At 63.6% G+C, this 25,703-nt stretch carries 40 protein-coding genes; 27 read left to right on the forward strand and 13 right to left on the reverse strand.

The genetic code is table 11. The annotated features are described in order from the left end of the window. Positions 1–6: 6 nt before the first annotated feature. Positions 7–639 carry a putative metallopeptidase gene (locus tag ABY44_RS39460; protein WP_431643637.1) on the reverse strand — a complete coding sequence of 211 codons (633 nt, stop codon included), beginning with the start codon at positions 637–639 and terminating at the stop codon, positions 7–9. A 214-nt stretch (positions 640–853) separates the two neighbouring features. On the opposite strand from ABY44_RS39460, the gene ABY44_RS39465 reads away from it, so the two are divergent. Then, positions 854–1,036 (forward strand): hypothetical protein, encoded by a 183-nt coding sequence (locus tag ABY44_RS39465; RefSeq protein ID WP_354006441.1) that lies wholly within the window; start codon positions 854–856, stop codon positions 1,034–1,036. 308 nt (positions 1,037–1,344) lie between these two features. On the opposite strand, the gene ABY44_RS39470 is transcribed toward ABY44_RS39465, so the two are convergent. The 6 genes from ABY44_RS39470 to ABY44_RS39495 are packed head-to-tail and all read right to left on the reverse strand — an operon-like array spanning position 1,345 to position 4,302. Continuing rightward, complete coding sequence (locus tag ABY44_RS39470) at positions 1,345–2,004, reverse strand: hypothetical protein (RefSeq protein WP_431643609.1); 660 nt, start codon at positions 2,002–2,004, stop codon at positions 1,345–1,347. Next, a complete protein-coding gene (locus tag ABY44_RS39475) occupies positions 2,001–2,327 on the reverse strand; it encodes a hypothetical protein (protein ID WP_136470459.1) in 327 nt (108 codons plus the stop codon). The genes ABY44_RS39470 and ABY44_RS39475 overlap by 4 nt, the downstream gene beginning before the upstream one ends. Positions 2,328–2,338: 11 nt before the next feature. Beyond that, positions 2,339–2,809: a RusA family crossover junction endodeoxyribonuclease gene (locus ABY44_RS39480; protein ID WP_060276413.1), complete on the reverse strand. Its 471-nt coding sequence runs from the start codon at positions 2,807–2,809 to the stop codon at positions 2,339–2,341. Beyond that, entirely contained in the window at positions 2,806–3,066 is a 261-nt protein-coding gene (locus tag ABY44_RS39485; RefSeq protein ID WP_175899977.1) for a hypothetical protein, read from the reverse strand. Before ABY44_RS39485 ends, ABY44_RS39480 begins: the two co-directional genes overlap by 4 nt. After that, complete coding sequence (locus ABY44_RS39490) at positions 3,063–4,046, reverse strand: YdaU family protein (protein WP_431643610.1); 984 nt, start codon at positions 4,044–4,046, stop codon at positions 3,063–3,065. The genes ABY44_RS39485 and ABY44_RS39490 overlap by 4 nt, the downstream gene beginning before the upstream one ends. A gap of 37 nt (positions 4,047–4,083) precedes the next feature. After that, the gene (locus tag ABY44_RS39495) at positions 4,084–4,302 is read right to left on the reverse strand and encodes a hypothetical protein (protein WP_431643611.1); all 219 of its coding nucleotides are present in this window, start codon (positions 4,300–4,302) and stop codon (positions 4,084–4,086) included. Positions 4,303–4,555: 253 nt separating this feature from the next. On the opposite strand from ABY44_RS39495, the gene ABY44_RS39500 reads away from it, so the two are divergent. Both ABY44_RS39500 and ABY44_RS39505 read left to right on the forward strand, forming a co-directional pair. Beyond that, complete coding sequence (locus ABY44_RS39500; protein WP_431643612.1) at positions 4,556–5,038, forward strand: hypothetical protein; 483 nt, start codon at positions 4,556–4,558, stop codon at positions 5,036–5,038. Positions 5,039–5,233: 195 nt separating this feature from the next. Then, positions 5,234–5,698 carry a hypothetical protein gene (locus ABY44_RS39505; protein ID WP_431643613.1) on the forward strand — a complete coding sequence of 155 codons (465 nt, stop codon included), beginning with the start codon at positions 5,234–5,236 and terminating at the stop codon, positions 5,696–5,698. 89 nt (positions 5,699–5,787) lie between these two features. Here ABY44_RS39505 and ABY44_RS39510 read toward each other — a convergent pair whose 3' ends face one another. From ABY44_RS39510 to ABY44_RS39520, 3 genes are all read right to left on the reverse strand, one after another. After that, positions 5,788–6,009 (reverse strand): hypothetical protein, encoded by a 222-nt coding sequence (locus ABY44_RS39510; protein WP_431643614.1) that lies wholly within the window; start codon positions 6,007–6,009, stop codon positions 5,788–5,790. Beyond that, positions 6,006–6,380 carry a hypothetical protein gene (locus tag ABY44_RS39515; RefSeq protein WP_021161594.1) on the reverse strand — a complete coding sequence of 125 codons (375 nt, stop codon included), beginning with the start codon at positions 6,378–6,380 and terminating at the stop codon, positions 6,006–6,008. The genes ABY44_RS39510 and ABY44_RS39515 overlap by 4 nt, the downstream gene beginning before the upstream one ends. A 116-nt stretch (positions 6,381–6,496) precedes the next feature. Beyond that, positions 6,497–6,808 (reverse strand): transcriptional regulator, encoded by a 312-nt coding sequence (locus ABY44_RS39520; RefSeq protein WP_226189941.1) that lies wholly within the window; start codon positions 6,806–6,808, stop codon positions 6,497–6,499. Between the two features lie 84 nt (positions 6,809–6,892). Between ABY44_RS39520 and ABY44_RS39525 the strand changes: the two genes are divergently transcribed. The 19 genes from ABY44_RS39525 (at position 6,893) to ABY44_RS39615 (ending at position 20,902) form a co-directional block, all read left to right on the forward strand. After that, a complete protein-coding gene (locus tag ABY44_RS39525; protein WP_060318105.1) occupies positions 6,893–7,237 on the forward strand; it encodes a helix-turn-helix transcriptional regulator in 345 nt (114 codons plus the stop codon). A gap of 824 nt (positions 7,238–8,061) precedes the next feature. Beyond that, positions 8,062–8,487, forward strand: coding sequence for a hypothetical protein (locus tag ABY44_RS39530; RefSeq protein WP_431643615.1), 426 nt, complete (start codon positions 8,062–8,064; stop codon positions 8,485–8,487). A gap of 25 nt (positions 8,488–8,512) precedes the next feature. Continuing rightward, positions 8,513–9,247, forward strand: a complete 735-nt coding sequence (locus ABY44_RS39535; protein WP_431643616.1) for an SAM-dependent methyltransferase — start codon at positions 8,513–8,515, stop codon at positions 9,245–9,247. A 47-nt stretch (positions 9,248–9,294) separates the two neighbouring features. Next, positions 9,295–9,642 carry a hypothetical protein gene (locus tag ABY44_RS39540; protein ID WP_226112883.1) on the forward strand — a complete coding sequence of 116 codons (348 nt, stop codon included), beginning with the start codon at positions 9,295–9,297 and terminating at the stop codon, positions 9,640–9,642. After that, a complete protein-coding gene (locus tag ABY44_RS39545; RefSeq protein ID WP_226112884.1) occupies positions 9,642–10,055 on the forward strand; it encodes a hypothetical protein in 414 nt (137 codons plus the stop codon). The genes ABY44_RS39540 and ABY44_RS39545 overlap by 1 nt, the downstream gene beginning before the upstream one ends. A gap of 172 nt (positions 10,056–10,227) precedes the next feature. Continuing rightward, positions 10,228–10,395 carry a hypothetical protein gene (locus tag ABY44_RS39550; RefSeq protein WP_196485736.1) on the forward strand — a complete coding sequence of 56 codons (168 nt, stop codon included), beginning with the start codon at positions 10,228–10,230 and terminating at the stop codon, positions 10,393–10,395. Continuing rightward, on the forward strand, positions 10,392–10,535 hold the full coding sequence (locus ABY44_RS39555; protein ID WP_226112886.1) for a hypothetical protein: 144 nt from the start codon (positions 10,392–10,394) through the stop codon (positions 10,533–10,535). Before ABY44_RS39550 ends, ABY44_RS39555 begins: the two co-directional genes overlap by 4 nt. Positions 10,536–10,631: 96 nt before the next feature. Further along, complete coding sequence (locus ABY44_RS39560; RefSeq protein ID WP_060276386.1) at positions 10,632–10,931, forward strand: KTSC domain-containing protein; 300 nt, start codon at positions 10,632–10,634, stop codon at positions 10,929–10,931. Continuing rightward, the gene (locus tag ABY44_RS39565; RefSeq protein ID WP_431643617.1) at positions 10,928–11,737 is read left to right on the forward strand and encodes a RecB family exonuclease; all 810 of its coding nucleotides are present in this window, start codon (positions 10,928–10,930) and stop codon (positions 11,735–11,737) included. Before ABY44_RS39560 ends, ABY44_RS39565 begins: the two co-directional genes overlap by 4 nt. 10 nt (positions 11,738–11,747) lie before the next feature. Further along, positions 11,748–13,034: a hypothetical protein gene (locus ABY44_RS39570; protein WP_301825935.1), complete on the forward strand. Its 1,287-nt coding sequence runs from the start codon at positions 11,748–11,750 to the stop codon at positions 13,032–13,034. A 29-nt stretch (positions 13,035–13,063) separates the two neighbouring features. Next, positions 13,064–13,945, forward strand: a complete 882-nt coding sequence (locus ABY44_RS39575; RefSeq protein ID WP_431643618.1) for a DNA translocase FtsK — start codon at positions 13,064–13,066, stop codon at positions 13,943–13,945. Then, complete coding sequence (locus tag ABY44_RS39580; protein WP_431643619.1) at positions 13,942–15,708, forward strand: AAA family ATPase; 1,767 nt, start codon at positions 13,942–13,944, stop codon at positions 15,706–15,708. Before ABY44_RS39575 ends, ABY44_RS39580 begins: the two co-directional genes overlap by 4 nt. Beyond that, on the forward strand, positions 15,705–16,328 hold the full coding sequence (locus ABY44_RS39585) for a 1-pyrroline-5-carboxylate dehydrogenase (protein WP_431643620.1): 624 nt from the start codon (positions 15,705–15,707) through the stop codon (positions 16,326–16,328). Before ABY44_RS39580 ends, ABY44_RS39585 begins: the two co-directional genes overlap by 4 nt. 39 nt (positions 16,329–16,367) lie before the next feature. After that, positions 16,368–17,438 (forward strand): hypothetical protein, encoded by a 1,071-nt coding sequence (locus ABY44_RS39590; RefSeq protein WP_431643621.1) that lies wholly within the window; start codon positions 16,368–16,370, stop codon positions 17,436–17,438. Between the two features lie 6 nt (positions 17,439–17,444). Further along, positions 17,445–17,891 (forward strand): zinc-finger-containing protein, encoded by a 447-nt coding sequence (locus tag ABY44_RS39595; protein ID WP_431643622.1) that lies wholly within the window; start codon positions 17,445–17,447, stop codon positions 17,889–17,891. Then, entirely contained in the window at positions 17,888–18,082 is a 195-nt protein-coding gene (locus ABY44_RS39600; protein ID WP_176114282.1) for a hypothetical protein, read from the forward strand. Before ABY44_RS39595 ends, ABY44_RS39600 begins: the two co-directional genes overlap by 4 nt. A gap of 1 nt (position 18,083) precedes the next feature. Continuing rightward, positions 18,084–18,494 carry a hypothetical protein gene (locus tag ABY44_RS39605; protein ID WP_431643623.1) on the forward strand — a complete coding sequence of 137 codons (411 nt, stop codon included), beginning with the start codon at positions 18,084–18,086 and terminating at the stop codon, positions 18,492–18,494. A 28-nt stretch (positions 18,495–18,522) separates the two neighbouring features. After that, a complete protein-coding gene (locus ABY44_RS39610; protein ID WP_431643624.1) occupies positions 18,523–19,005 on the forward strand; it encodes a hypothetical protein in 483 nt (160 codons plus the stop codon). 100 nt (positions 19,006–19,105) lie between these two features. Continuing rightward, positions 19,106–20,902, forward strand: a complete 1,797-nt coding sequence (locus ABY44_RS39615) for a DNA cytosine methyltransferase (RefSeq protein ID WP_431643625.1) — start codon at positions 19,106–19,108, stop codon at positions 20,900–20,902. A gap of 101 nt (positions 20,903–21,003) precedes the next feature. On the opposite strand, the gene ABY44_RS39620 is transcribed toward ABY44_RS39615, so the two are convergent. Then, positions 21,004–21,339, reverse strand: a complete 336-nt coding sequence (locus ABY44_RS39620) for a hypothetical protein (RefSeq protein ID WP_431643626.1) — start codon at positions 21,337–21,339, stop codon at positions 21,004–21,006. A 175-nt stretch (positions 21,340–21,514) separates the two neighbouring features. On the opposite strand from ABY44_RS39620, the gene ABY44_RS39625 reads away from it, so the two are divergent. From ABY44_RS39625 to ABY44_RS39635, 3 genes are read left to right on the forward strand one after another with little or no spacing between them, the layout of a single operon-like run. Further along, positions 21,515–22,735: a hypothetical protein gene (locus ABY44_RS39625; RefSeq protein WP_431643627.1), complete on the forward strand. Its 1,221-nt coding sequence runs from the start codon at positions 21,515–21,517 to the stop codon at positions 22,733–22,735. After that, a complete protein-coding gene (locus ABY44_RS39630) occupies positions 22,732–22,971 on the forward strand; it encodes a hypothetical protein (protein ID WP_431643628.1) in 240 nt (79 codons plus the stop codon). Before ABY44_RS39625 ends, ABY44_RS39630 begins: the two co-directional genes overlap by 4 nt. Next, on the forward strand, positions 22,968–23,384 hold the full coding sequence (locus ABY44_RS39635) for a hypothetical protein (RefSeq protein WP_124838978.1): 417 nt from the start codon (positions 22,968–22,970) through the stop codon (positions 23,382–23,384). The genes ABY44_RS39630 and ABY44_RS39635 overlap by 4 nt, the downstream gene beginning before the upstream one ends. 272 nt (positions 23,385–23,656) lie before the next feature. Here ABY44_RS39635 and ABY44_RS39640 read toward each other — a convergent pair whose 3' ends face one another. Beyond that, the gene (locus ABY44_RS39640) at positions 23,657–23,866 is read right to left on the reverse strand and encodes a hypothetical protein (protein WP_124838979.1); all 210 of its coding nucleotides are present in this window, start codon (positions 23,864–23,866) and stop codon (positions 23,657–23,659) included. A gap of 36 nt (positions 23,867–23,902) precedes the next feature. Here ABY44_RS39640 and ABY44_RS39645 point away from each other — a divergent pair, with 36 nt between their 5' ends. Then, complete coding sequence (locus ABY44_RS39645; protein WP_431643629.1) at positions 23,903–24,463, forward strand: hypothetical protein; 561 nt, start codon at positions 23,903–23,905, stop codon at positions 24,461–24,463. Next, positions 24,460–25,443 (forward strand): phage Gp37/Gp68 family protein, encoded by a 984-nt coding sequence (locus ABY44_RS39650; protein WP_431643630.1) that lies wholly within the window; start codon positions 24,460–24,462, stop codon positions 25,441–25,443. The genes ABY44_RS39645 and ABY44_RS39650 overlap by 4 nt, the downstream gene beginning before the upstream one ends. A gap of 5 nt (positions 25,444–25,448) precedes the next feature. Here the strand turns inward: ABY44_RS39650 and ABY44_RS39655 are convergent, their stop codons facing one another. Beyond that, a complete protein-coding gene (locus tag ABY44_RS39655; RefSeq protein WP_226112901.1) occupies positions 25,449–25,682 on the reverse strand; it encodes a hypothetical protein in 234 nt (77 codons plus the stop codon). Between the last annotated feature and the right edge of the window lie 21 nt (positions 25,683–25,703).

The following is a 25,703-nucleotide window of genomic DNA, read 5'->3' on the forward strand; positions in this document are numbered from 1 at the left end:
TTCGGGTTATGCGGCCCGCAGAATGCAGGTGCCGCAGGCGCGCGCGATGTCGGCGTGTCCGACCTCGGGCGCGCGCCGGGCCGCATCGACCAGCTTCGCCGTGTCACCCGCGCCGCCGGCCACGCCGTAGCGCCGGACAATGCCGACGAACTCCTCGACGTCGTGCCCGCGGATGCCAAGCTTCGGCATGCCGTCCTTCGTGAAGGCCGGCGCACCGAACTCGTCGGTACGCTGGCCGATGTGATACAGCTCATGCTCGACCAGCGCGCACCACTGCAGGTCGTTGCAATCGCGCGCGTAGTGCGCGTCGAGCGTGATCAGGAAGGCCGGCACGCGGCCGAACCATTCGAGGAACTGCTGCTCCTGCCTGGCGCGCTGCCAGCCGCCGGCGCGGATCGTCACCTCTTCGCACTGGCCGACGACGCGGCGCATCTGACGGACGTTCTCGACGGCAGCCCAGAGATAGGCGACGTCAGCGTCGACCAGGTGCGCGTGGTCGGGATTGTGCAGCGACGCGCCCGCTCGCAGGAGCGTCTCGTTCACCCACTCGGCGACGCCGTCGGCCGGCACGATTCTCCGTATCCAGTTCAAGTCGTCAAACAAGCCGTCAGGCGGCGATGGGCGAGATATTGGCAACATATTCGCTTTCGCAGCAGATCTGATCATCTTGTGATATCTGCAGTTTGATTCAAATAATTAAACAATCAAGCCAATTCCGCCAATTTTATTAAAAAAAGAAACTATTAAAATAATTCAACAACATTGACTGAAATCACTTAATTAACGCAATATCTCCATGGCCGCGAACGCAGCTGCGGACACCCGTCTAATAAGCGCTAACAGGAGAGCATTAATGACCACAGCACGAGCAACAGAGCAGGCCGTCGAACTCGTCAAAACAGCACTCGCATCCGGTTTAATCGCGCCCGCCACCGGCGACCGATGGTTTATGGACCCAACCAAAAATGGCGAGGAGCTTGGAAAATTTGTAGGTGCATTTGTCGCCAAGATCGCCAAGGAAATAGACGCCCTGTAGCAAATCAGGTGTGACTTATTAAAAGCCGAGAAAGTGACAAAGCCCGCTGGCTTTCGCTCAGCGGGCTCGGAAATTCTGGTGCCAGCAGGGCGGCGGAAACCCGTCTGCACCTTTCGGCGCGCTGGCTGATCACCTCGCTGCGTCTTTCCCGCCGGCACCGCTAAGGCCGAGCCAAGTATAGCGCGGCACACCACAACGAAAAAGCCCGCTGGCTTGTCGGCTCAGCGGGCTTTGGTCGCAACTCTGCAATCTGGCGAAAATCTACACCCTATCCGCCACATTTGCAAGGGGAATTTTCGCTGTACCCCTTACGCCTCAACAGCCTCCGCGATCGTCACGTTGTTCCGCTCGAAGAGCGGAGTCAGCCGCGTCACGGCCTGCTGCTCCAGTCCGACCAGGCGCTTCCTGATGATCTGGGCGTTCCGCTCGAGCGTCCGAATCGTGACGTGCGTCTCCTCCGAAATCGCCCGATATGACAAGCCGTCCTGACGCTGCCGAGCCTGAGAGTGCCCAGCAATCAGCGCCATGATCGCGTCGCTGTTCGTCACGGTAAGCGACGGTCGCAGGTACGTTCGCATCTCGACCAGCGCGCGCTTCCACTCAGCCGACGGCGGGATTCCAGGGTCAGCCGCCCGCGTCGCGCTTGCCGGCCGCGCCGGCATGCCGCAGGCATAGCGGAGCCACACCGCATTGCGCTCCGGCTTCAGCAGATGGTCGTGCACGGCCGCGACGACCATCGCGCACTGGGCCCGGATTTCGTCACCGCTAAGCCCGTCGAAGTTGATCGTGCCCGATGAGCTGCCGTACAGGTAGTCGAGAAACTCAGCTTGCCGAGCAGTCAGGCGGCCGACGGATTCAAGGATCTGGATCAGCGCGAGGCGGAACTGTTGCTTCTGCCGCGGCGGCAGCGACGTCACGAGAAAGCTGACGTGCAGCGCCTGTTGCGTGTTCTCGAAGATGGCGATCACCGGCCACCCCGCGTCATCATCGCCAGCGCCTGGCGCGTGCTGAGCTCGGCCATGTACCCCGACAGGTTGCTCGTGAAGTCCGGCCGGATGCGCGTGTCGACGTGCGTGCCCGGCGAGCGGCTCGTGCCCGCGAGCGAGTACATCCGGCCGCGACTCTCCGAATGGCAGTCCAGCCGCGCGAGCGCAACGTCGAGCGCGAGCAACTGGCGCACCGACGAAACGGGATGCTTCATGCGGCGTGCGAGGTCGTGCGCCGAATACCGAACACCGGGCTTCATGGCCGCGATGATGGCGTTGATCGTGAGTTTTCCGTTTGCTTTCAAGGCCCCGCTCCTTATGCTGACTTCAGATTCAATTCGATCGCCTCGATCCGCACGCCCGGCGTGCGCGCGTAGCGCTTCGACACCCAGAGGTCGACGACCTGGCCGTCGTCGACGTACACCACCCCGTTCATCCCGTCCTTCAACGCCTTGACAACGTTGTCCGCGTCCGGCTTCTTCGTCGCGCCGATGGCGCCGGCGGCCGCCTCGCCCTGTCGCTTGTTCGACCAACTCGCCGGGATCGGCAGGCCGATGTGCACGATCAACCGAATCGGGCCGGCGTACGGCGCGGTGCTGCGCATCGCCGCGCGCGCGGCCATCTTCACGAGGTTCTCGTACCGCTCGGTTTTCTCGGGCGTGTAGGTCGTGACGTGCGCGCCGCGGCGAGCGAACTTCGGGCGCCCTTTCGCCGCCGGGTTTCCCGGAACGACGAACTCGACGCGCTGCGCGACCGGTGATGCCGCGATGAGCGACTGCTGGGTCATGCCGTCACCTCGCCGGCCACGTCGTCGGTCACCAGCACGCCGCTGATCGGGCGCAGCCACGCATCCGGAATCCATCCGGTCTTGAGCTCGCACGGACGAAACGTGAGAACGTCCGTCCCCGGGATCGGCGTCGGTGCCTCGACGTACCAGCAGAAGCCGAGGCCCAGGTAGTCGCCGTAGGGTGCCTTCACCTCGACGATGCGGTCGCGGGCTTTGCCACGCGTGATCACGGCCATGTCGCCGACTTTGCAGTTCATCGCCCTTCCCCCATCAAAGCGCCGGCCGCGATGGGCCCGGCAGTGTTGCGAAATGCGCGGTTGTGGTCGTCCCACCACGGGCCGTCGCCGGCCGCGTCGAACACGCGCAGCTTGAAATCGAACGGAGGTTCCTCGCGGCCCTGCTCGATGCCGAGCGTGCCGCCGTGCTCGACGATGCCGGTCCACGAGCGCCACCAGTCGCCGACGGTGCGCGTGCCTGTCGCGGCCGTTGCGGTGCGCGCGGCGAGGAGATCGCCGAGGATCAGGTCGAGGAATCCGACGTTGAGCGGTTGCTCGGAGCGCTCGCGCTCGCGGCGCTTGCGGCCCGTGGCGATGGCCGCGCGCAGGTCGGAGGCCGTCACGCCGCGCGCGGGCCAGCTCGCCAGCCGCGCGTCATCGGCGGCGAAGCCGACGCCCGACGAGCGAAGGATTTCGACGAAAGCGGCGGCGATCGGCGCATCGTCGCCTACTGCCTGTGCTGTGCCGCTGCCGCTTGGGTTTACATCTTGGTTATTGGTTGTTGGTTCTTGGTTAGTTTTAGAACCGGTTATGTCTGGGGGGGCGCTGGCATCCGGATGGGAACCCGGAGAAAACCCACTGGGTTTTTCTTGGGTTCCGGACGGGTTAGGTTTGGTACCCGACCCGCTACCTGTTCGCTTCTTCGGCCGGCCGCCCTTCTTCCCGTTCTCTTGGGCCGTTTCTGCGCGCGAACGGTACGCCGCGATCTCGATTTCGCAACGATCGTGCACATACCCGGCGTCGGTCTGGGTGAACTTGAAGCGCAGCAGATTGGCAACCGCGCGACGCTCCTCCTCGGAGCTGACGCCGACGGCATAGCACACTGCATCGAGATCGAGCGGGAGTGGCTTCTCGGTGTCGTAGTAGACGTCGATCAGGTCGCGATAAATCCAGCGCTCGACGCGGGTCATGTTGACCGTGCCGGACCGGAAATCGCCGATGTGATGGGGGTAGTAGTTCACGGCGCCCTCCGTTCAGAGAGCGCCGGCAGTGGATGTGTTACTTGCGCCGCTTGGCGAGCGCAATCAGCGCTTCGGCAACTTGCTCCGCGCATTCGAGCGGAAACACGACCTCTTCCCGCACGACCTGTTGCGAATCGACGTCCATCGAATTGACGATGATCTCGACCTTCCCGTCGCTCGTGGGCGCCACCATGATCTCCGGTCGCGCTTCGATCAACAGCTCGAGCGGTAATGGTTGATCCTTGCTTTCCGACATATTTGCGTCCTTGCTCCGCCATAAAGAGGAGCCGGGCACGCGTCATCTGGCAGACGGAAATGACGCACCGGTGCGCACCGGTCGCCCGACGAAAAAATCGATGATAAGGCATCGATACGCCCTCAATGCGAAAGCGGTAGCTGAGAGGATTCGAGAGTTCCTTCATGCAGGCTCGGCAAGATTCCCAATGGGCCATTCGACGCAATCCATGACGTCCTGCTAGGATCACAAACTCCATAAAACGAGGTGACCAATGAGCAAATACGTGTTTCATGCGAACGACTGGACGGTAAATTTTGAGCCGATCTCGAAAGGCTCCGGGACTTGGGCATCGAAATGGACTGCAGCGCGTGGCGGGCCAACGTCCGTCGGCCAAATTCAGCGTGATGTCGAAATTCGGTCCTCTGGCGAAATCGCACTGCACGGATCCGCAACCGAAGCGGCAAACCGCGCGAAGGAGGAATGGCTCAATGACCACGGGCCGATTCGACATGAGGAAGGAGCAGCGTTCTTCGAGCCTGCAGTGTTTGGCAAATGGCACATCGGACTTGGGGTATGGGCCTGCGACATGACCCACACCGCGCCAATTTGGTCGTTCAGCGGGAACGCTGTTCAAGCCTTTGAGAATCGCGAAGAAAAATTCTCGAGTGGCAGCTTCCGATTTGCGACGGTCGAAGAGGCCTTTGCCGATGCGGAAAGACTGTTGAGCGAGCGGTACGGTCCGCGCGACGAGTAACGAAACAGGCGCGGCTTCCGCGGCACGCATGATCGCCTTGGTCAGTGTGTGGCCGCCCTTTTGGTTGCCGATCGGTGCAGCGAGCGGCCATACGCATTCGGGCGCCCACATCTGGCCTGCGCCGACCGTGATCGTCGTTGGGCTAAGATCGGCGAATCGCATTCGTACGCGACGGACCATAAGACGAGAAACCAGATGCCAATCGTGACCGTAACTGCCGCAATCGCCGGCCTGAAGAACGCTATTGATTTGGCCAAAGCAGCCATCGCCGCTCGCGACGAGCTGAAGCTCGCCGAGATGCAGCAGTCGATCAATGATCGCGTGATCGACGTCCAAAACGCGGCGCTGGCGTTGCAGGAAAAGCAAGCGGCCGCCCGTGATGAGATCGACGAATTGAAGGAGCAGGTCCGTACGGCAAACGCAAAGGCAGCTGACCTCGAGCGCACCCTCGGCGAGCGCGCAGCGTACAAGTTGTACGAGGTTTCCGATCGGGCTTTCGCCTACCGCTTCGTAGGCGATGACGAGCCCGAACACCTCATCTGCCAGCCGTGCTACGACGGCCCAGCTCACCGAAAGACAGTCCTCAAATTCAATCCGATCAACGGAAGATACGCTGCCCATTATGTCTGCCCGACGTGCAGGAACATCGTACGTGGATAGTTTCGATGCGACGCTCATCGTGCCGCCTGCCGCTGGCGTGACACGGTGAAACTGGGCGCCGACACATGCCGCACGCTCGGACATTTCAGTCACCACGTGCCGCCCTCCTTCTGGTTATCGATCGGCGCCGCCTCGGGGCGTACGCGCTCGAGCATCCAGAGCTGGTCGGCCCGGAACGCGAGGTAGTCCTGCGGGGGATCGCGGAAGATGAAAAGGTGCTTTTCCTCGACGATGCCGAGGTAGGTCATGGGGCGCCCGAGCTTGCGGGCGAAATGCTTGCCGACGTCGCGGTGGCTGAGCGTCAAGGTCATGCCGCCGCCTGCCGCTGGCCGAACGCCTGCTGAACGAACTCGCCGATCGCCTGCTGGCTGAGCCGACGGTATTCCTCGATCGCCTTGCGCTCCTGGATGGCGAGCCACTGTCGCGGGTAGTCACAGCCCGTGAACATGCAGAACAGGTGCAGCTTCGTCGCCGGGAACGGACGGCGGCCGGCGACCAGGTCGGCGAAGTGCGGATAGTGGATCCCGCAGTTCAGCGCGAGCGTCTTCCGGTCGAAGCGACGCAGGCCCAGCTCGAGCGCGCGCGTCAGGCAGTCCTCGAAGCTCATCGCCTCGACTTCCCCGTCCGGCAGCGTCGCGGCTTGGACCCACGGCGCGAACATCCTGAATTCGGTCTGGTTCATACGAAAAATCAATCGTTACCCAGTTGATTACCCACTTGCTTACCCAGTTGGCGCCGGGGCGAAATAAAGGCCAGGAAAACACCTGGCCAGCTTTCAGCTAATGCGAACCATCGCCATCAGTCGACGCCTGTACGGAGCGCGTCGCGCTGCCCCCCTTCTGCAGTGCACGCGCCCAAACGTCCCAGCTCAGTTGCTACGGCGGGATCAGGCCAGATCAGGTGCCAGTCGGTGGGACGAAAGTCCCTGTATGGGATGCCGACGGCATTCCCCACGAGAACGCAGTTCTCAGGTCTCATTGCATTTGGGGAATGCAGCCACTTGTGAATGTGTGGCTGCTTTTTGCCGATCAGGCGGGCAAGTGCGGACTGCGACCCAGCTTTCTGGATCGCTGCAAGCAGAGCCGGCACGGAGCAATTGGTCGGTTTCATGCGGCAATACTATAACCAAAGTTATTCATCTGCAAGAACTTTGGTTATTTGCCGGCTTACAACCAAGGTTATAGGATGCCCGCTATGGAAAATCCTGAATTCGGGCGCCGGGCGAAGGAACGTCGCGAGGCACTGGGCCTATCCCAGAAGCACGTCGCGGAACTTGTCGGCGTATCGCAGCCGGCGATCGCCAAGGTTGAAAGAGGCGGCAGCACTACGACCACGAACGGGTTCGCACTCGCGCGCGCGCTTCAAACCACATTGGAGTGGCTCGAATTCGGCGATGAAGCTGAGCCGGTTCCGCCAGGCTACGATCGGCTCGACGAGATTGGCCGCGCCAAAGTCGAGGCGTACATCAGTGGGCTGTTAGCACAATCAGCTCCGCACCGTTCGTCTGCTCAGGACGAAGACAGGCCCGTCGGCGACTGATCCTCCACGCTTCTTGTGGAAGCGGCTCCAGCGATGCATCCCAGAATGAAAACTCCCGCGTAACGACAGGCCGCTTCATTCTTCCCGTGAAACCGAACGCGGGCTTCTCGAGCAGCACATCCCATCGACCATCTGACCGCAGCCGCTGAATCGCCACGATCGTGCCGACCAGCGCAGGGTTCCTGCTCGTCACCACCCTAGCCAAGTCCCCGGGCCTGCAGCGCAGACGCGTCTTCAATTCTTCTTCCACAGGACGCCCTCGTCTTCGGTTTGTCACGATACTGTATGCATGTACAGTAGTTTATCCCCAGTTCCCGAAATCTTTCAACTGTTGTCAGCAGGCGCTTACCAGTCTGCTCGTCGCCGCGTTGTTACAAATTTCCGCACCACTCGATAACTTTGGTTGTTGACACGTCGATAACCTTAGTTATAATTCCCATCAACGCGGCACCGACGCCGCGCCACCGCCTCCAGCGGATCGCTCTCTAACAATCGAAGGTATGCCGGGACCGCACACGCGGAGCAACCGGCCGGCGCGATCAGCGTCGTGAGTCAGGACAGGCGCAGCGCGCTAGGCCGATGTTTGGCTACCGCTTGCAGGCTTGAACGAACCTGACACAAGACAGCCAGCACCATGTGACCGATGGCTTCGTAATCGGAACAAACCTCGCGCGGCCCGGAGCCGGCTCGGCCGGGAGTAGTCGGGCGCGCGAGTGATGCAGTTCTGACCGGTGGCGGTTCTTCTTCTGAGGCGTCACCAGTGAGGGCTGCGCACGCAGCGTTTCAGTTCAAGACAGAAATTCAGTTAGCAATCCTACTTTTATTTGGAGGATGCGATGCATAGTCCTCGAACCCATCAGCACAATCTCCGCGTTCTCCCGGCCCGCGCCGAGCAGCACGCCGACCAGCTGCAAGCCGCGGCAGACGATGCCGCGCTGGCGCGCGACGAGCGCAATGAAGCGATCGCCGATGCCGTCACGTTCGACGTGCTGCCGTTCTCGACTGAGCAGATCGCCCTGCTCGACGCTGCGCTGCGCCGCGGCTACATCGAGGACGTGTACGAGGTCTGGAACGTCTGCAAGAACGTGCTCGCCGCCGAGATCAAGCGGCGCGTCGCCGATGCAGATCTCGCCGTCGCGCCGCGTTTCGCCAACGTCTACTGCTCGGGATGCGGCCAGATATTCGGCCCGGGCAATGCCGGATTCTCCAGCTGCGCCGACCACGCCGGGCGTTGCGCACTGGACGACTGACCACGCAACACGAGGAAGAACATCCATGCGAATTACTACCGATGTGCTCGCGACACTGAGCGCAGCAGAAACGACCGGGAACCAGCTGAAGCTGGTTGGTCAACTCGAACGCTCGCTTTATGAGCGCACGAACAAAGTGCTCGAAGCAGCTGGCGGGAAATGGAACCGCAAGGCCAAGGCGCACGTGTTCGACGGCGATGCTGGTGACGCTATCGAACAGATCATCCTGACCGGCGAAATCACGATCCCGCAGGACTTTGGATATTTCCCGACGCCGTCCAGCGTGGTGGATCGCCTGATCGAACTCGCGGACGTTCGCAACGGACACCGCGTCCTTGAACCGAGCGCAGGCCGAGGAAACATTGCCTGCGCATTCCGCGACACGGCCGTGGACTGCTACGAGCTCCTGCCGGTGAACGTCGACGCGCTCAAGGCGCTCGGTTACGACCACTGGTCCATCACGCTCGCCGACTTCCTTGCCGTCGAGCCGTCGCCTGTCTACGACCGCGTTGTGATGAACCCACCGTTCGAAAAGCGCGCTGACATTCATCACGTTCGGCATGCCCTCCGGTTTCTCGTGCCTGACGGACGGCTCGTGTCCGTGATGTCGGCCGGCGTCCTCTTCCGCACTGATCGGCTGACGTCGGAATTTCGCGCGCTCGTCGACGAACGTGGCGGCTCGATCGAAGAACTGCCCGAAGGCGCGTTCAAGGCTTCCGGGACGATGGTCAATACCGTCATCGCCGTGATTCCCGCCTGACCAACCGCGCCCGCACTGCGGGCAATCACACCACACCGAGGGACCACATGAACGAGATCAAGCACACGCCGGGGCCATGGATCTGGGCGCCCGACTACAAGGGCCTGTATGGCGCCGGACCGAGCAACGCAGTTCTCGATCACGAGTTCTGTGAAGGGATGTGGCTGGCCCACGTCGAGCAGCGAGAAGCGAATGCGAAGTTGATCGAGACCGCGCCCGACATGGCCGCCGCCCTCGAAATGATCGCCGCAGAGGACGACGCAGCGCGGCACAACGGCACGCCCCTGCTCACGTCCGGCGTTCGCATGACGCTCGACGCCGCCCTGATCAAAGCCGGCCGCAAGGCTGCGCCGGAGCCGGTGCGGATCGTGACGATCGCGGGACGGGGGCTGTGATGCGCTTCGACACCGAAGAAGCTTTCTTTCGCGCGACCTACAACATGGCGGGCATATCGCCGGCACAGATGGGTGAAAACGCGGAGATATCCGTGCGTACCGGTGAGGACGTCCGCTATGCGGTAACTAGCGACGCAGTGAAGCTCGTGCGCGCTGCGTTCGGCGTTCACCAGCGTTGCATCGCTCAGGTCGACGGAAACTCGACGCTTCTCGAATACCGCCTTGTCGGCGCTTCGCGCGATCTCCCGGAGGGTTGGAAGGTCGTGGTGATGGCTGAGCGCGGTGCACTGCGCATCGACCTCTACAGCCCCGACGATGAGCGTGTCGAGTTCCCGGGCATCCACCGCGACGAACTCGCGGGGCAAGTCTATGACGCAATTCAAGCCGCGCTCGCTGGCGCACGGGAGGCATGATGCGCGCCCCTCTCAACAGCCTATCGCCTGTATTGCGCGATTACAAGCGATCGCCTGTATCGCGCGTGCGCTACGTGATCGAAGGCGCGGCATGGGCATTCGCGTACGGCGTCGCGATCGGCGCGCTCTGGTTCGGTGCTGATCTGGCCGGCCCCTACCTGCGGAGTCTCGGATGACGCCCTTCGACCTCCTCGGTGCGCTGCTCGACCGGGTATTCGAATGGAATCCCGTGGCCGGTTACCTTGTCGCACTCGCGATAGCCGCCGTGTGCACGTTCGTGCTTGCCCGGCTCAACGCAGACGGCACGGCCGTCACCGCCCTCGTCATGAGGCCCGCATGAGCCGCTTCATCGATCACGCTGACCTCTTCGAGCGCCGGCACCCGCGTGCTGCGCGCGCGCTCGTTCTCGCGACCTTCATCGCGGTTGCAGCTATCGCGATCGCAATCGACTGCTTCAGCAAACGCTTGGGGATTCTCTAAGCGCCACCGTCGCTCCCCATCGACGTCACGTTGTCCACCACATCCAGCGCGCTGTTCGATGCGCGTCTCTCGTCGTTCAATCTGGAGTCCCAAGACATGAAAACCATCGACACCCTGCCCGTCGAGTCGTCGCAGATCCACAGCATCGGCTACGACGCCGAAACCGAAACGCTTGCGGTCCGTTTCAAGGATCGCAAGACGAATGCACCGACGTCGCTGTACCACTACACCGGCTTCACGCAGGCGAACTTCGACGCGCTCAAGGGCGCCGACTCGCTGGGCTCGCATTTCTACAAGCACATCAAGCCGTTCCCCGAGCGCTTCCCGTACGTGTGCATCGAAAAGATGCCGGCGCCGGCCGCGGAGGCCACCGCCGAAACTGCAGGTGCGGCATGACTCCCTCGGTCTACACCGTGCGCGCGTCGAGCTGGGCCGGCCTGTTCGATTGCGCGTATCGCTGGGAAGGCATCCACCTCCTGAAGATGCGCAACGTCGTCGGCCTGCGCGCGGCGCTCGGCACCGCGATCCACGCCGGCACGGCCGTCTTCGACCAGGCACGCCTCGACGGCTCCGGTCTGACGGTCGACGACGCGGCAGGTGCCTTCGTCGACAAGCTGCATGATCCGGAGAACGAATTCGACCCGGCGCGCGACGACTTGAGCTTGTCGGAAGCCGAACGCATCGGCCTCTCGCTCACCACGAAATACTGCCTCGAGGTCGCGCCGCGCTACGACTTCATCGTCGTCGAAATGGAGACGAAGCCGCTCGACATTGAATGCGGCGGCGGCATCACGATTCGCCTGACCGGCACGATGGACCGGGCACGCGTGCGCCGCACAGCGCTCGGCCCGGGCATCGCCGACCTGAAGAGCGGCTCAGCCGCGGTGCAGAAAGGTGTGGCGGTCACGAAGGGACACGGCCCGCAGATCGGCACCTACGAGATGCTCTACGAGCACACGACTGGCGAGCTGATCGCCGACACCGCCGAGATCATCGGCCTGAAGACCAAGGGCACGCCCGAGGTGGCCACCGCATCGGTGAAGGACGCCAAGCGCGTGATGATCGGCACCGAGGACGAGCCCGGCCTCATCGAATTCGCGGCCGACATGTTCCGCACCGGCCGTTTCTTCCCCAACCCGAAATCGCTGCTCTGCGACGCGAAGTACTGCCCGCGGCACGGCATCTGCAAATTCCACGAGTAACGAGGCACCCATGAATGCACCCGCACAACTGAGCGAAGTGAAGGCAGCCGGCGGCGTGCCGGCGCTGATGCCGGACCAAGCCGTCGACATGTTCACCGAGCGCGGCTTTGTCCTGGCCAACCGCATCGCCAAGGCTTACGCGAGCAGCGATGCTGTTCCGGCACAGTTCCGGTCACACAACCTGAAGAAGGCGAACGGCGAGGAAATCTGGGTCGAGAACCCGTCTGCGATCGGCAACTGTCTCGTCGCGATCGAGGTCGCGCGCGCCGTCCGCATGTCGATTACCGCAGTGATGCAGAACGCCGACATGATCGAAGGCAAGCTGCGGTGGTCGGGCAAGTTCGTGATCGCCGCCATCAACGCGTCGGGCCGCTTCACGCCGCTGCGCTTCCAGATGATCAGCCGCGGCAAGATCACGGCCAAGTACAAGGAAAAGACCGGCTGGAATCAGCAGGCTCGGAAGCCGATCTTCGAAGAGCGCGAGGTCGAGGTCGATGACATCGAGTGCATCGCCTGGGCACTTCCGCGGGGCACACCGGAACCGCGTCTCGCGCCCGAACAGGTTCGCCAATACGCGGGCCGCATGCTCGACCTTTACCGTGACATCGGCATGCCCGTGATCGAATCGGCGCCGGTCAGCATGCGAATGGTCGTCGAGGAAGGCTGGTACGGGAAGGCCGGATCGAAGTGGCAGACCGGCCTGCGCACGCTGATGTTCCAGTACCGCGCCGGCAGTTTCTTCGGCAACATCCACGCGCCCGACATCGTCATGGGCATGGGTCGCACTTCCGAGGAAGAAGCCGACATCGTGGACGTCTACCCCGACGGCTCCTTCACCGTGCAGACCACGACGCTCGACACCCTGCGAGCGGGCCCGGCACATCCGGCCGAAGAGGTACGCCGCACCACCGTAGCGGCCCCCTCCACGCCGACCGACGAGCAACCTCCTGAAGACGAAGGCGACAACGCAGGCCAGAGGGAAGCCCGGGCGTCGGATGAGGTACCGGGCGACGCTGATCACGCACCGCAAGGCGGCTTCGACTTCGACGTGAGCGGCCTGGTGCTCGGCATCCGCGAGGACATCGAGTCGGCCAAAACCCCCGAGGATCTCGACCTCGCGCGCAGCGCGATCAGCGGCGTGCCTGACGAAACCGCCAAGGCCGAACTAAACGCCCTTGCCTCGGCGCGCATGCGCGCCATCACGGCGGCGGCTGATCAGGCGGCCACCGGCAAAGCGTCGTCTCAAACGACCGCACCGGCCGGCCGCCGGGCACGCGGCCCGATCAGCGCCGATTAACCCCCTCTATCGCCGCCAAGGATTTCGACATGACCGACAAGAACGTTCTCCAGATGACCGCCGACAGCATCGGCAAAGACCTGCTTTCCGCGTTGGTAACCGAAATGAAGCTAATGCCCGACATCTGGGTAAAGCTCTCCGAGAAAAAGCAGAACGACGTCATCGACAGGCTGAAGGCACGCGTCGACCACAACGTGAAGATGGCGACGCACCTCATCGCCAGCAACGGTCGCATCGTCGTGCAGGGCGACCTCGACCAGATCACGATCAAGGACGGCGTCAAGGCGGTCGTGAAATTCGGCGGCTCTCAGCCGAACCTGCACGAACTCTACGAAGCAAGCGGCAAAGCCGTCCTGGTCGTTGTCGCGAACCCCGACGAGCACACCGGCGGCATGGACGAGATCCGCGGCGAATCGGATCAGCGCGGTTTGGACCTCGGCCGCGAGTACACCGACCAGGACGGCGACGGCATGGACGGCGACAAGCCGGATAGCAACGTCGTCGACGCCGATTTCCGCGAGGTGCCGAAGCTTGGCGACGGCCCGACCCAGGCGCAGCTCGACGAGCAGCATCAGGCCGGCCGGCAAGCGGCCGCCGAAGGCAAGCCCGAGAGCGAATGCCCCGTGATGGCCGGCGAGCTGTGCATCGCATGGATGAAGGGCTGGAAGGAGTGGCATGAGGAACAAGCCGCATCCGGCAACGAGGATCCGCTATACGCCCAAGTCGAAGCGTTCGTGATCGAGCAGCAGAAGGTGACGATTTCGAGCGTGCAGCGCCAGTTCAAGATCGGCTACAACCGCGCCGCGCGGCTGATCGAGCTGCTCGAAGCCAAGGGCGTCGTCAGTGCGATGGATTCGGACGGCGGCCGCACGGTGCTGCGGCCGCGCGAAACGCAGGGAGAGGAATCGTGAAAATCACCGACATCTACGTGGCGAACGTGCTCGGCATCCGCACAGCGGATATCCGGCTCGCGAAACCGGTCACCCTCTTCACCGGCCCGAACGGTGCTGGGAAGAGCAGCCTGCAGGAAGCGGTTCGCATGGCGCTCACTGGCGACACCGTGCGCGTCGCGCTGAAGAAGGAATACGGCTCGCTCGTCACCGAGGGTGCGGACGGTGGCCAGATCGTGGTCGCGTGCGGCGAGCAGGCGAACAGCGTCACGCTGCCGTCCGGGAAGCTCAAGCGCGAGCTCGCCGAGGATCCTCGCCTTCCTCTGGTGCTCGACGCGCAGCGGTTCGCGCACCTCGGCGCGGCCGAGCGCCGGACGTTCCTGTACGACCTGATGGGCGTGAAGATCGGCGTCGACGAAATGCGCGCCCGGCTGCTCGACAAGCTCGGGTTTCGCACCGACGCGGTACCGGCACCAGCCGCCGCGCGGCTCGCGGCCATCACGCCGATGCTGCGCGCCGGCTTCGAAGCGGCGCAGAAGGAGGCGGCCGACCGCGCGCGCGGCGCGAAGCAGTCGTGGCGCAACGCGACCGGCGAGACGTACGGCAGCCAGAAGGGAGCGACCTGGCGCCCGGCACCGGTCGAATTCGACGAGGCAGCATTGCGGAAGCTCACGGGCGACCGGGCGACGCTTGACGATCGGATCGGCGAACTGCAGCAGCAGATCGGCGCTGCCGACGCGGCGGACACTGCGGCACGTGCGCGTGCATCGAAAATCGCCGATCTGCGCACGCGCGCCGCCGGTTACGCGAAGGCGGTCGAGCTTGCGCAGCTCGCCGACGAACAGGTCGCCGAATTCCTGCCCAAGGTCGAAGCGCTTCGTGTGCGCGCCGGCGCGGCGCCGGCCGGTACCAAATGTTCGTGCCCCGAGTGCGGCGCACTTCTGCGCTACCTCAACGGCGTGCTGTCGGCGGCGGCCGCAACCGGTGCGCGAGACGCCGACGCAGCTGCGAAGCTACCCGAGTACGAGCAGGGCCTGAAGACGCTGCAAAACGCAGCCGCAAACCGCAAACGCGATCTCGAAGCGGCAGACGCGGCCGCGACGCAGTTGCGCGCTCTCGAAGACGATTCGGCGGACGGTAGCGCGGCCGCCGCACGCGAGAGCGGCGACACCGCGCGCTCGGAGCTGGCCGACCTCCAGCGCCGCCGCAAGCAGCTCGACACTGACATCGCGACGCTACGCGAAATCGAGCGGCGCGCCGCCGGCGCCGCCGACCTTGCAAAGCAGGCTGCAGCGCTGCACGAAGACGTCGCCGCGTACGAGGCGATCGCCGACGCACTCGCGCCGAACGGGATCCCGGCCGATCTGCTCAAAGAGGCACTCACGCCGATGAACGAGCGCCTGACGGACCTCGCCGAGATGTCCGAATGGGCCGACGTGACGATCACGCCGGAGATGGAGATCTTCGCCGACGGACGCGCCTACGCCCTGCTGTCCGAATCGGAACGCTGGCGCGTCGACGCGCACATCGCCGCGGCGATCAGCCACTTCTCGGGCCTGAAGCTGCTCGTCCTCGATCGCGCCGACGTCCTGGTCGGCCCGGAGCGCGACCGGCTGCTCTATTGGCTCGACGATCTCGCCTACAGCGAGCAGATCGACACGGCACTCGTGTTCATGAGCCTGAAAGCGCCGCCCGGCGGGCTGCCTGATTCCATCGAGGCTTTCTGGGTTGAGGGCGGTCAGGTGGCGCCGGCCACGCAGCATGCAATACGGGAGGCAGCATGAGAGAGGACATCGAGAAGTATCTCGCCGCCACGTCGGAAGCCACAGCGAAGGCCGTGGCGACCGGAACCGGGCTCCCGCATCTCGACGTGACGAAGGAGCTGAACCGGATGCTCGGCGAGGCCGTCGTCGAGCGCGAAAAGCGTGCCGGCGGCGGCAACGAGTACGTGTACTGGCTCGCGCGCGCAGCGAAGCCGGCCACGCCGACCAGCAACACACCGGCCGCCGCCGCAGCGCCGGAGCTGGTATCGGTCGGCGTGGTCGAGAAGTCGTCGGACCCGAATGCCGGCGTCATCGACGTCGTGCGGATCATCGCGGACCTACGCGCCGAAGTCGAACGCCTCACCGCCGAGCGCGACGCCGCGCAGCAAAGAGCCGACACCTGGCGCGCGAATACCGCGGCGCTCGAGGCGCGCATCGACGAGCTGACACTCGGCCCGGTCGGCGCACGCGCGCCGCTGTTCGTGACGGTCGGCAGGTATTGCAAGCCGAAACGTCACACGTCGCTCGAGAAAGCCCAGCGGCGTGGCAGCGCGCTCGTGCGCAGCGAGAAGGAATCCGAGGTGCTTGTGCTCGAACCGGTCGGCCGGATCGTGCGCGGCACGCAGTGGATGGCGCGATAACGCCATCCCTCTCCCCCAAAATTCACTATTGAAAACACCATGAGCCACTTTTCAGTACTCGTCATCGGCAATGATGTCGAGACGCAACTCCGGCCGTATCACGAGTTCGAATGCACCGGCGAAAACGATGAATTCGTGCAGGACGTCGACAAAACCGACGAAGCACGCGCCGAATTTGGCGAGCAGACCGAGACGCGCCTGAAAGCTCCGGACGGCTCGCTGCACAGTTTCTTCGACAACGGCGGCAACTGGCGCCCGGAATTTTCTCAGCCCGATCCCGACGCGCCCTCGTTCGCTCCTGGTCGACGGATGCGATTCGTCCCGCCGGGATACGAGCTTGTCGAGGTACCCACTGCGCAACTGAAGACGTTCGGCGATTGGCTGGCCGGCTGGTACGGCTTTACGTGCGTTCCGTTCGGAGAAGCGCCGGATACGGACGGCGTGCACAAGTTCGGATACGCCATGCTCGACGAGAGTGGGAACGTTACGAAAGTCGTCAAACGCACCAATCCTCGGAAACAGTGGGACTGGTGGGTCGTCGGCGGCCGATGGTCAGGGTTTCTGCAGCTGAAAGATGGCGCAACTGGCGCACGCGGTCGCCCTGGGCTCATGGGTGCATGCGCCGACGACGGCCCCGGCCGAGCAGACGTCGCTCGCAAAGGTGACATCGATTTCAACGGTATGCGAGACGCGGCCGGCAAGAAAGCCGGCGAACGCTGGGACAAGGCGGCCGCTGCGCGCGGCGATGCAACGTGGCACGACTGGGAGCACGTACGCGAGGTTCTGCATGCAGGCGACATCGACGCCGCACGCAAGGCATACCACGCTCAACCGGCCATGAAGGCAGTGGCAGCCGCGCTCGATAACCCATGGCATGGCGTCGACGAGTACCTGACGCCGCGCGACCAATACGTGCAGCAGGCCCGCGACAGCTCGACGGTGACCTACGCTCTCGTGAAGGACGGTCAGTGGGCCGGGCGCGGCACGATGGGATGGTTCGGCATTTCGCATGACGAACGCGACTGCGACGACTGGAACCGGAAGGTCAATGATCTGCTCGACAGCATGCCCGACGACACGATCATCACGGTCGTCGACTGCCATATCTGACCCACCATGAGCGCTGCCGACAAAAAGACGCCGTGGAACCCGTCGCGCCGCGCGACGGCCCGCGTCAAGAACCCGCTTCCGGCTCCGACAAGTTGCCCTTACGACGGCGGGCCCGTCGAGATCGTGAACAACTCTGCGATCTACGGACGCGCATACGGCGACTGGCCGTGGGCGTTCCTCTGTCGTTCCTGCCGGGCATACGTCGGCCTGCACCCCTTCACCGCCATTCCACTCGGCACGCTGGCCGACGAGCCGACCCGCGAAGCACGAAAACGCGCGAAAGCTGCCTTCAACCCGATCTGGCAATCCGGCGCGATGACGCGCACCGACGCATACATCTGGTTGGCACAACAGCTCGGCATCGCGAACCACGAGGAATGCCACATCGGCTGGTTCGACGTCGCGACATGCGATCGCGTCGTGACTGTCATTCAACAGGAGTTCCCCCGATGACCGATACGCAAGACCCACTCTGGCGCGCGCTCTCGCGCCTCGAACACGCCGAGCTGAGCGACAACGATCGCAACCTGTTGCGGCCGGCGTTCGCCGCGATGCACGGCAGCCACGCAATGCGCATCCCCGAGGAGATCGTCAAGCTGATCCGACGCCTCGACGCGGCGCTACCGAATACGACGGAGGCATGACATGTTGCTGGACAAGATCAGCGGCGCCGACGCCGCGTTTCGCGGTCAGATCGAAGACCTGTACTGGGGCGGGAAGGTTGGCCGCGAGCCGCATCCGGTGCGCGGATACGGTTGCGACGTTCTGCCGAATGGATGGACCGAAATCTCGTGGGACGAATTCGCGAAGTCATCGTTCTTCCGCTACTCGCCGATCGCGACGGGCTGGTTGCGAACGCTCCTCGGCGACGCACGGATGTTCTTCATGCACGACCAGATCAGCTACGCGCTGATCGGCGATTACTGGGGCGGCACCGTCAGAGTTTTCCGATTCGGCTGCAAGCATGTGATGGACCGGAAGAACGTCGGCAACTTCATGAATCAGTACACCTGTACGAAGTGTGGCTTCAGCGAAACCATCGACTCATCGGACTGAACGCCCACATCTCACCCGGGAGAACATCATGCTGCGCGCCCTTCTCTTTTCCATCAGCAGCCGCCTGCCGTGCCGAATCATCAGCGATGCCGGCCGCCCCTACCTCGAGCGCTACTACCTGGTCACGCTCTTCGGCGTGCGCGTGTACCTGCACCGCTTCGTCGACAGCGATCCCGATCGCGGGTTGCATGATCACCCGTGGCCGTGGGCCTTCTCCCTGATCCTCACCGGCTGGTACTACGAGCAGACGCGCGCCGGCACGAAGATCGTGCGCTGGTTCAACGCACTGATCGGCGATTCGTTCCATCGCGTGATCCTGCCGCGCGACCACGGCGTGCACGAGTGCTGGACGATCTTCGCGCACCGCGCGCGCCGCACGAAAGAATGGGGCTTCCTGCGCGACAAGGGACAACTGGGCCGCGTGTACACCGCACACAAGCCCGGCGCAGACGACCAATGGTGGAAGCGCGCCGCTCGCGGCCGCGCCGAACCGCAGCGAATGCCTCGCTGAACAGACAGAGCATCACCGCGTGGTTTACCTCGGTCCGCGCGGCATTCGAAGGGCGCCGAATTTATCGGCGCCCTTCTTTTTTCGACTTCCCGTGATTCCCATGAACATTCGTCGCGAATTCAAGGTTTTCGGCTTCTGCTCCGGCCTCGGAGCGGGCATGAAAGGTTTCAAGAAAGCTGTCTCGCACGTAGGGACAATGACCGGCACGTGGCGCGTGCTTGGGGGTATCGACAACGATCCCGCCGCGTGTCGCGACTTCCGCACGATTGTCGGTGTCCCGTGCACGCTCATGGACCTCTTCACACGCGAGCAGTACACCGCGTTCCACAGTGCTGAGCCGCCGGCAGGCTGGCGAGAAGCGACGCCGGAAGACGTGCGCCGCGCCGCCGGTTACGAGCACCCACATTGCGTGTTCATCTCGTCGCCGTGCAAGGGCGCGTCCGGGTTGCTGTCGGAAACGCTCAGCCGCACGCCGAAATACCAGGCGCTCAACGAGCTGACGCTGCGCTGCGTCTGGCTGATGTGCGAGGCATGGAAGGACGATCCGGTCGAGCTGATCGTGTTCGAGAATGTGCCGCGGCTCGCGACGCGCGGCCGTCACCTGCTCGATCAGATCGGCAAGATCCTCGAGCACTACGGCTACGCCGTGAACGAGACGACTCACGACTGCGGCGAGATCGGCGGTCTTGCGCAAAGCCGCAAGCGCTTCCTGCTCGTCGCGCGTCAAATGGCGAAGGTGCCGGCGTTCCTGTACGAACCGCCCCTGAAGCGCCTTCAGGGCGTCGGCACGCTGCTCGGCCGCATGCCGTTGCCGGGCGACATCGGTGCGGCCGGCCCGATGCATCGCGTGCCGTCACTGCAGTGGAAAACGTGGGTGCGCCTCGCGTTCGTCGAAGCGGGCAGCGATTGGCGCAGCCTGAACAAGCTCGCGATCGAGAACGGTCACCTGCGCGACTACCTGATCGTGCCGGACATGCACAACGGCGTGCTCGGTGTGAATCGCTGGGACGAGCCGAGTGGAGTCGTCGCCGGCGCGAGCCGCCCCGGCAACGGCTCATTCTCGGTCGCAGACCCGCGATTTGCGCAGAGCGCGAAGTGGAACGACGGCCACGCCTATGGCGTGCTGCCGTGGGATGACCACTGCGGCACGATCGCGGGGCAGCAGACACCGGGACAGGGCTACTACACCGTCGCCGACCCGCGTCACGGTGGCCCGGCGAAGCACAACAACGAATTTCGGATCGTGCCGTGGGATGACGCTGCAGGTGCGGTCACCAGCGCTCACGGCACCGGCCAGTGTGTGCAGGATCCGCGTTCGTCAACCGGGTTCGAAGGCGCCGGCAAGTACCGCGTCACGGGCTTCGACGAGCCGGCCGGCACGGTCATCGCACGCAGCGACAGCGGCCAAGGCGCATTCGCGGTCGCCGATCCGCGCCCGGGCATGCGCCGCGAGCGCGGCGACGCGTACCTGACTGGCGGCCACTACGGCGTCGTCGGCTGGGACCAGCACAGCGGCGCAGTGTCGGCCGCCGCCGGCCACGACAACGGCCGCTGGTCCGTCGCCGACCCGCGCATGCCCGCGGCGAACGAGAAGACTGTCGCCGTCATACGCGCGCTCGACGGCACGTGGCACCGGCCCTTCACCACGCTCGAACTCGCCGTCCTGCAATCGCTCGTGGAACCGGAGGAGCAACTTGAGCTCGACGGCCTTTCCGACCAGGCGTGGCGCGAGCGCATCGGCAACGCCGTGCCGCCCGACGCAGCGCAAGCGATCGCCGAAGTAATGGGCACGACGCTCCTGCTCGCCGAATCTGGCGAGACGTTCCAGCTTTCATCGACGCCAGTCTGGGTGCGCCCGATCGCGATCGCCCTGACGGTCGCGCCGCAGACGTTCTGACCAGCGAGGACAACCACCGTGACCGACTGGATTGACCGCTGCCACTTCGACGACTGCCGCGAGTTGGTGCGCAGCCTCATACCATCGTTCCGCGCCGAACGTCACTTTCGCGCTACCTCCAGGTTTCCTTTCCATCGCGGAGCGTCTTCATCGAGATAGACCATTTCCGTCGGTGGATTGTTGAAAAGATTGTCTCGCAACGCCTGGCCGATCGCATCTCGCACAACGTCTGCAGCACAGTTGTACTGCTTCGCTTCCGCAATTGGACGAGGGATGTCGACGCTAATTCTCAAGGATTTCTTACTGTTTATCCGAAAAATGTTGACAACATAGCTAGCGGCCGCGCCGACAAAGACGGCGCGATGTGCAGCCTCTCCATCGTCAAGTCCGATTGGGAAAAAGGTGAAGTCAGCAGTTCCAAGTTCGAGTTCTTCCACGACAAAGCCCTCCGATTCGTTGGACGAGTCTGCATCGTGCCACGGAACGAAATTCCCGCAAATAACGAAGCCTTTACCAACCGCTTACCTTTCGGCATTTTTGGAGAATTTTTTGTAACAGTCTCAATGTTCACAGCAAAACGTAAAGGAAATCTACTCACTGAGGACCTTCCTAATGACCACCCGCAACAAAAATGGCCGCACCGATGTGCTGACGGCGCAAGCGGCACTCGCGGCAATCGAGACGTTCGAAATCGTCGGCGAAAACAATTCGTCGCGCGACCCGAATGCCGACGATCGCTTCATCCTGACCGAGTACATCGCGCATGCGTTCGACGGCTACCCAGTCGATCAGGCCGCCGCCTCGGCCACTGAAACAGGTGCGGAAGGCGCGGTCTACCAGATCCTGACCGAAGAAGGCGCATGGCTTGACGTACCACAGCAGATCTACGACCGCACCAAGAGCGATCCCGCTCTCACGCGCATTGTCTACCGGGCACCGGCGCGCGCCATTCAGAAGGTGGACGGCTGGCAACCGATAGCTACGGCACCGAAGGATGGCTCCGAGATACTGCTGAGCAACGGCACCCACGTGCAGCAAGGCTGGTCGGTTCACGACGAAGGCGGTACCACCGAGCACCGCGACATGGATGGCCGATATATCGGTCAAACCGACAGCGACGGCTACATCGGATGGTGGGACGTGGGTGGCGGCATCCAGCCCGAGCCTGATCGATGGATGCCGATGCCGGAAGAGTCCCACTCGCCCGCTATGGCGGCGGAGGCGGTGGCGATCCCGGCCGGCTATGCGCTCGTGCCGATCGATCGCTCCTACGATATGCGGGCGAAGGCACTCATCGCCTTCAACACTACCGAGCAAGCCGGGAAGGATCGAGACGATGCGCTCGATGCCGCATACCGCGCCGAGCTTGCCGCCGCCCCGCAGCCCGCGCAGGCAGACGCTCAGGTCGGGCTGACGAACGATCTGCGCCAGCGTTGCCGAGAACTGCTCGAACTGAATGAAAAAGGCGAGTCACCGCAGGTCGCCCTTCGCGTTCTCGCCGACACGTACCACCCCGATATTTCCGCACATGACCGTCGGTCGATGGCCGTATCGCAGACGCATATCGAAGCGCTGCGCGCCCTTCTTGCCGCCCATCCGGGCCAGCCGGAGCCGCGCGCTGAGGCGTCCGATGACTGGATCAGCGTTACGGCACAGCGCCCGTGCGATGCGGGGATTGCTTCATGCGATGACGTTCTCGCATGGAACAACGATCCTGGCTTTCCGACAATCGTCGAGGCGCACTTCGTCAGCCCGGGTTTTCCCGAGTACACGCACTGGAAGCGTAAGCCGATAGGCCCTGCCAATATCGCCCGCACTGGAGCCTCAGCATGAGCAAATTTCATAAACTCGACGCGTTGATCCTCGCGTCGATCGACGACACCCCGAAAAAATTCGCAGCCGTCAATACTGGCGCAGTGCGCGAAGAAAGCGAGCGGCTCGCGCGCGAAGAATGCCGGCCGACCACATTCGGTGAAGTCGTTGGCTGGCGCATCGTTGACCGGCGTCTCCAGGCAGTGCGCAAGACCGGGAAGATCCGATCGACGTCGAAAGGATGGGTGCGAGTATGAAGAGCACCGACGACATGCTGACCGAGATGGAGCCGATCGTATCGCGGTGGATTCGCGAGTGCGGCACCTGCATGGATGGCGCAAGTTATGCGGCTGCGCTGGAGCTGGCAGCATACGTCGCCATTCACCGCACCATGCCTGACGGTGAGGCGTGGCGACCGATCGAAACTGCGCCGGCCGACACGGAAGTGGTCGTGTTCTGGCTCGATCCGGAATCTCCCGAGCACCCGGAGCGCTACGACTTCGACATGCTCGACGATGGCTGTTGGCGCCAGTGGACCGATCACTACGAATGGGCGCATTCCGTTGCGCCGGCTGGTAGCCGGCTGCCTCGCGAACAGCCACCGTACACGCACTGGAAACCACTCGGCACACCTACGCGCGCCATCGACGCCACCCACTCCGGAACGTAATCATGGCCGATTCTGTCGCGCGAGGAAGTTGAGGCGCAGCAACCGACTACGACCAGTTCAGTGGCGCACACCGTCGACTAGAAACCAAGTTCGCGCCTCAAGCGCTGCGGCAACGGCCCGGGCTAGCGATGCGCCGCAATTGGGGCACTCATAGTGCTCCTCGAATGGAGCGCCCCTCCGTGTAACAACCCCAACCAATTCGAGATGCCGCGGCTGCAAATCGGCAGATTCGCCATGGATAGCGACGCACTCTCTGCATGGGGTCACGGTCTTCATGAGTACCGGCTTAACCATTCTTCGGAAAACTGTTTCGCGTAGGCGACCGCTTCGGCCTCGGTGTCGAACTCGCCAAGTTTCCGAAAGGCCGCCTCGCGGCTGAATCCCACCTTCGTCACTTCGACCTGCGCGGCGAACTTGCCGTCGTCGGTCGGGCGTGGCGTGCAGTTCATCTCATACCCACGCATCAGGAAAACCGTCTTCATCTGGTGCTCGCTGGAAAAAACCGGAGGAATCGTAGCATGTCGACGTCGACACGGAACCCGTGGACGACCGGCGAGATACGTCTGCTCGCCCGCCTCTATCCGTCCCACATCCCATCCAAAGCGCTCTACGCGGCGTTTCCGCGACATCCGCGGAAGTCGGTGCAGACCTATGCGCGGACGGTGCTGAAGATCTCGCGGCCGCCGCGCGACCACAAGTCGGTCGCGGCGCCGGCATGGAATCACATGCGCGCCATTCTCAAAACGGAACAGCTGTCGGTTCGCGAGTTGGTGAAGCGCTGCGGAGTCTCGCAGCAACGCGTCAGCGAACTGCTGGCGATCCACCGCACCGAGGTGCACATCGTCGATTGGATTCCGCCCGTCGGTCGAGCGCAGTGGCGCCCTGTTTGGGCTGTCGGAAATGCGCCGGACGTGCCGTGCCCGGCAGCGATCAAATCGAAGGCAGCGCGCGCCGCCCGAAGCGCCATGAAGCGCAATCCGTTTCTCACTGCGGCCGGCCTCGTGACGATCCCCGTCGGCGAGCCCGGCCGGATCTTTCAGCAATCCATGGACGACACCGACGAGGAGCTTGCGGCATGAGCGAGAACAGCAAAATCGAATGGACGGACTCGACGTTCAATCCGTGGGAAGGCTGTGCGAAGGTCGGCCCCGGATGCGACCACTGCTACGCCGAAGCACATAACGCGCGGTTCGGCGGCGGTTCGGCCGTGAACTGGGGCCCGGGCGCGCCGCGCCGCCGCACGTCGGCCGCGAACTGGCGCAAGCCGCTCGCCTGGAATGCTGCGCACGCCGACTTCTTCGCCGAGCACGGCCGTCGCCAGCGCGTGTTCTGCGCGTCGCTCGCGGACGTGTTCGACAACGCAGTGCACCCGATGTGGCGCGCCGACCTGTTCGAGCTCATCAAGCGCACGCCAAATCTCGACTGGCTCCTGCTGACGAAGCGGATCGGCAACGCGCGCGAAATGATCCAGGCCTCGGTCGAGTGCCTGATGGACGCTGACCGCGACTGGCCGTGGCCCAACGTCTGGCTCGGAGCGACGATCGTCAACCAGGCCGAGGCCGACCGAGACATCCCGAAGCTGCTCGAGGTGCCGGCACGTGTGCGCTTTCTTTCGATGGAGCCGCTGCTCGGACCTGTCGACCTGACATCGATACCGTGGCGGGGCCATCGTGTCAGCGCGCTCCAAGGATGGAGCAGCACCGAGCACGGTCTGCACTGGGTGATCGTCGGTGGCGAAAGCGGAGCCGGCGCGCGGCCGATGCACCCGGACTGGGCCCGCTCGCTGCGCGACCAGTGCGCGGCCGCCGGTGTGCCGTTCCTGTTCAAGCAACACGGCGAATGGGCGCCAGGCTCTGGCGACTTCGGCGAGGGCCGTATTGAAACGGCGGCTATCGCGCTTGACGGTCGAGTCGCCGTCGGCGGCTACCGCGTAGATGACTACCCGCGCGGCGCCACGAGCGGCGATGGCTGGTCCATGGTTCACCGCGCAGGCAAGCGCACTGCCGGCCGGCTGCTCGACGGTCGCACGCATGACGAATTCCCGGAGGTCATCCGATGACGCAATTACTTTGTCGGCAACCCTTCAAAGTCATACTCCTCGAAGATCTTCGCATCCGTGTCCGCAAGCACGCCGCGCGCCGCGGGCGGTCCTTCGAGATAGATTCCGCTCGCATGCTCCGGCGCAATACCCTTCGGATAAAAGTGGACATGCATTTCCCTCGTGTACTCCGGATGTCCGCGCATGCGCTCGTTCACCATTTCGATGTATTGGACGCGCGTCAAACTGGGCTTTGCCATGTCGATCTCCGGGATCGTTGT

This window comes from Burkholderia sp. ZZQ-2 (genome assembly GCF_050768715.1).
GTDB lineage: Bacteria > Pseudomonadota > Gammaproteobacteria > Burkholderiales > Burkholderiaceae > Burkholderia > Burkholderia cepacia.